This window comes from Pseudomonas sp., from assembly GCF_037994325.1.
Taxonomy (GTDB): domain Bacteria; phylum Pseudomonadota; class Gammaproteobacteria; order Pseudomonadales; family Pseudomonadaceae; genus Aquipseudomonas.
Window position 1 is genome coordinate 1 of record NZ_JBBNAH010000557.1, and the last position, 4,458, is coordinate 4,458.

The 4,458-nt window shown below is 60.2% G+C and carries 4 protein-coding genes; all 4 read left to right on the plus strand.

Features of this window, described 5'->3' with window-relative positions:
* A partial coding sequence (locus tag AAAB16_RS18625) for an efflux transporter outer membrane subunit (protein ID WP_340664666.1) occupies positions 1 to 1,037 on the plus strand: 1,037 nt, incomplete at its 5' end.
* A 5-nt stretch (positions 1,038 to 1,042) separates the two neighbouring features.
* Positions 1,043 to 2,230 (plus strand): efflux RND transporter periplasmic adaptor subunit, encoded by a 1,188-nt coding sequence (locus AAAB16_RS18630; RefSeq protein WP_340664667.1) that lies wholly within the window; start codon positions 1,043 to 1,045, stop codon positions 2,228 to 2,230.
* A 45-nt stretch (positions 2,231 to 2,275) separates the two neighbouring features.
* Complete coding sequence (locus AAAB16_RS18635) at positions 2,276 to 3,808, plus strand: DHA2 family efflux MFS transporter permease subunit (RefSeq protein ID WP_340664668.1); 1,533 nt, start codon at positions 2,276 to 2,278, stop codon at positions 3,806 to 3,808.
* 213 nt (positions 3,809 to 4,021) lie between these two features.
* A partial coding sequence (locus tag AAAB16_RS18640; protein WP_340664669.1) for a hypothetical protein occupies positions 4,022 to 4,458 on the plus strand: 437 nt, incomplete at its 3' end.

Genomic DNA, 4,458 nt, shown 5'->3' on the forward strand with positions numbered 1-4,458 from the left:
GGGGCGGCGAGCGCGCTGCCTGGGAGGCGGCGTTGGGCCAGGCCCGTGCGGCAGAGGTTGACCGCCAAGCCGCCTCGCTGACCCTGGCCGCCGACGTGGCCCGTGCTTATAGCGATTTGGGTCAGGCATACATTGTCCGTGACCTGGCGCAGCAGGACGTGAAACGCACCGGGGAAATGCTCGACCTCGGCAAGCGTCGCCTGCAGTCGGGCATCGACAGCGAATACCAGTACCAGCAAACCGAAAGCCTGGCCGATAGCTCGCAAGAGCAACTGATCGATGCCGAAAAACGCCTGCAAAGCGCACGTGTTGCCATGGCCGTACTGCTCGGCAAAGGCCCGGACCGTGGTAATGAAATCGTCCGCCCAGCTGTGCTGCAACCCAGCGCCGTAGCTTTGCCTTCAACCCTGCCCGCCGAACTGTTAGGCCGCCGTCCTGACCTGGTGGCTGCGCGCTGGCGGGTAGAGGCAGCGAGCAAAAGCATCGACGCCGGCAAAACCCAGTTCTACCCCAACGTGAACCTCACGGCGGCCGCTGGCACCCAGTCGCTGCTGGGCGATTCGTTGTTTGGTGCGCCCAGCCGCTTCTTCAATATTGCCCCGGCGATCTCGCTGCCGATTTTTGACGGCGGCCGTCTGCGTGCTGACCTCGACAGCCGTGACGCCGACTACGACTTGGCCGTTGCCCAGTACAACAAAAGCCTGGTCAGCGCCCTTAACCAGGTCAGCGACACCATTAACCAACTGCACGCCATCGCCCAGCAAATAGTCGCCAAGCAGCGTGCCACGGATGTCTCCCAGCAGTCGTACAACACCGCGGTGCAGCGCTTTGGCTCGGGCATCGGCAACTACTTGGACGTGCTGACCATCGAACAGCAATTGCTGCAGTCGCAACGCCAGCTCGCCAGCCTGAATGCCGAGCAAATCGATTTGTCGATCCAACTGATGCAGGCCCTTGGCGGGGGTTACCAAGGCGAGCAGCTCGCTGCGGCCACCCCAGCCAGCAACGCCGCCCCTCAGCCTGAACAAACAAGGTAATCGCCATGGCCACTTCTACCGAACATTCCGAACAAACCAATGCCAACCCGGGCAAACGCAAAGCCATGTTGCTCGGCCTGCTGGTTCTGGTGCTCGCCGTCGGTGCCGGCACCTGGGCCTGGTATCACCTGTATGGGCGCTTTAGCGTTGATACCGATGACGCCTATGTAAATGGCAACGTGGTGTCCATTACGCCGCTGGTCACCGGCACCGTAATCAGTATTGGCGCCGACGATGGCGACCTGGTTCAGCAAGGTCAGGTGCTGCTCAAGTTCGACCCGAACGATGCGCAAGTGAGCCTACAAAGTGCCGAAGCCAATCTGGCCCGTACCGTGCGCCAGGTGCGCGGCTTGTACAGCAATGTCGACGGCCTGAAAGCCCAGGTCACGGCGCAGAAAGCGGCGGTGCAGAAAGCTCAGGAAAACTTCAATCGGCGTAAAACCCTGGCCGCCAGTGGCGCAATTTCCCAGGAAGAACTGTCCCACGCCCGCGATGACCTGACCGCTGCGCAAGGCTCGTTGAGCGATGCCCAGCAGCGCCTGAACACCAGTAGCGCATTGGTCGAAGACACCGAGGTCGCCTCCCATCCGGACGTGCAGGCGGCCGCCGCACAGTTGCGCCAGGCCTACCTGGAAAACGCCCGCACCACGCTGATTGCGCCGGTGACCGGCTACGTGGCCAAGCGCACCGTGCAGTTGGGCCAGCGCGTGCAGCCGGGTACCAGCCTGATGGCGGTGATTCCGTTGGACCAACTGTGGATTGACGCCAACTTCAAAGAAACCCAACTGCGTGAAATGCGCATTGGCCAGCCGGTGGAAGTCACCTCCGACCTGTACGGCGATGACGTGAAATTCAGCGGCACCATCGACAGCTTGGGCGCCGGCACCGGTAGCGCCTTTGCCTTGCTGCCGGCGCAAAACGCCACGGGTAACTGGATCAAGATCGTTCAACGCGTGCCGGTGCGCGTGGTGCTCAACCCTGAACAGTTGAAAACCCACCCCTTGCGCATTGGCCTGTCGACTCAAGTCGACGTGGATTTGCATGACCAGAGTGGTCCGGTATTGGCGCAGAAACCGCCGGCCAAACCGACGCTGGAAACCGCCGTCTACCAGCAGCAATTGGCCCAGGCCGATGCGCTGATTCAGCAGTTGATCAAACAAAACAGTGCCGTGGCTAAAACCGCTCAGCGTTAAGCGCTGAGCCCTAGCTTCCGATGTAAGAGCCGCCCAGGATTTGCCATGGACGCCAAAGCTTCGTTTACGCCCCCCAGCCTGGTGCTTGCCACCATCGGCCTGTCGCTGGCGACCTTTATGCAGGTGCTCGACACCACCATCGCCAACGTTGCTCTGCCGACCATTTCCGGCAACCTGGGCGTCAGCTCGGAGCAGGGCACTTGGGTGATCACATCCTTTGCGGTGAGCAACGCCATTGCCTTGCCGCTGACCGGCTGGTTAAGCCGGCGCTTCGGCGAAGTGAAGTTATTTATGTGGGCCACGCTGCTGTTTGTGTTGGCCTCGTTTCTCTGTGGTATCTCGCGCTCTATGCCCGAGCTGGTGGGCTTTCGTGTATTGCAGGGCGTGGTCGCCGGGCCGTTGTACCCGATGGCGCAAACCTTGTTGATCGCCATCTATCCGCCAGCGAAGCGAGGTATGGCCATCGCCTTGTTGGCCATGGTGACGGTGGTGGCGCCGATTGCCGGACCCATTCTGGGCGGCACCATTACCGACAACTACAGCTGGCCGTGGATCTTCTTTATCAACGTGCCCATTGGGTTGTTCGCGGCGTTTGTAGTGCGCCAACAGTTAGCGGATCGCCCGGTCGTTACCAGCCGTCAACCGATGGACTACGTCGGGCTGATGGCGTTGATTGTCGGCGTGGGCGCGTTGCAAATCGTGCTCGATAAAGGCAATGACGCTGACTGGTTTGAATCGACCTTTATCATCGTGGGCACTGCGATTTCGGTGGTGGCCTTGGCCTTTTTTGTTATCTGGGAAATGACCGATGCTCACCCCGTGGTCAACCTGCGTCTATTTGCCTACCGCAACTTTCGCTACGGCACCCTGGTGCTGGTGTTGGGCTATGCCGGCTTCTTTGGCATCAACCTGATTTTGCCGCAGTGGCTGCAAACCCGGCTGGGCTATACCGCTACCTGGGCCGGCTTTGCCGCCGCGCCGTTGGGGATATTGCCGGTGCTGATGTCGCCGTTTATAGGCAAGTACGCGGCACGGTTCGACCTGCGCGTGCTGGCTGGTTTGGCGTTTCTGGCAATGGGCTTGAGCTGCTTTATGCGCGCCGGCTTTACCAACGAAGTGGACTACCAGCATATCGCCCTGGTGCAACTGTTTATGGGGATTGGCGTGGCGCTGTTTTTTATGCCGACCTTGACCATTCTGCTGTCCGATCTGCCCCCTAATCAGATTGCCGAAGGTTCCGGCCTGGCGACGTTTCTGCGTACCCTCGGCGGCAGCTTTGCCGCATCACTGACCACTTGGATCTGGATCCGCCGCGCCGATCAGCACCATGCGTACCTGACCGAAAGCGTCAGCGCCTACGACCCGGCCACCCAGCAAGCGCTGCATAACCTCGGCGGCGCCAGCCCGCAGGCCTATACGCAGCTAGACCAGATGGTCACCAGCCAGGCTTACATGATGTCGACCATCGACTACTTCACCTTGCTGGGCTGGATGTTTATGGCGTTGATCGTGATCGTCTGGCTGGCCAAGCCGCCGTTTACCGCCAAGGCGGGGCCTGAGGCTAGCGGCGGGCATTAAACCGCGGTCCCCGCTTCGTCATTCCCGCGAAGGCAGGAATCCAGAATCTCTAAGGACCGGTGTTCGTCGCGCCATTCTGGGTCCCCGCTTTCGCGGGGACGACGGGTGAAAAGCAGGCAGCGCCTATTGTCATCATTCATACATCAAAAATTAATTCCTCCGTCACGGAACTCGGGCAGTTTGCAAGCCTGCGTTTACCTCAGAGGAGTTGCCATGTTGTTTACCAAGTCGCGTTACATCAAACCCGTCGCCATTGCGTTGCTGGCCGCTGCTGTCAGCGCCTGCGCCAGCACGGCGCAAACGCCTGCCAAGCCCAAGGCGCCGGACGTAGCGGCAAACAACACCGATTGGTATCAGGTGCGTACCCAGAGCGAAGTGGTGGTATTCGACGACTACGCCGTGTTTACCCAGTACCTGCAAACCGGCCAGGCCCCCGTGCTCAAGCCGCTGGAAAAAAAGGACAACTTCGGTCGCTCGATCGTTCTTGGTCTGAAAGCAGAAGACCAGAACCTGGCCCTCAAAGACGTGGCTGCGGCGCGTTTTCTGGATGTCAGCCTGGTGCCGGGCAACCCGTTCTACGGTGAAATTCGTAAGGACGGCATCATCTACGTGTTCGCCCGCTACGGCGACATGATGGATATGTACAAAAC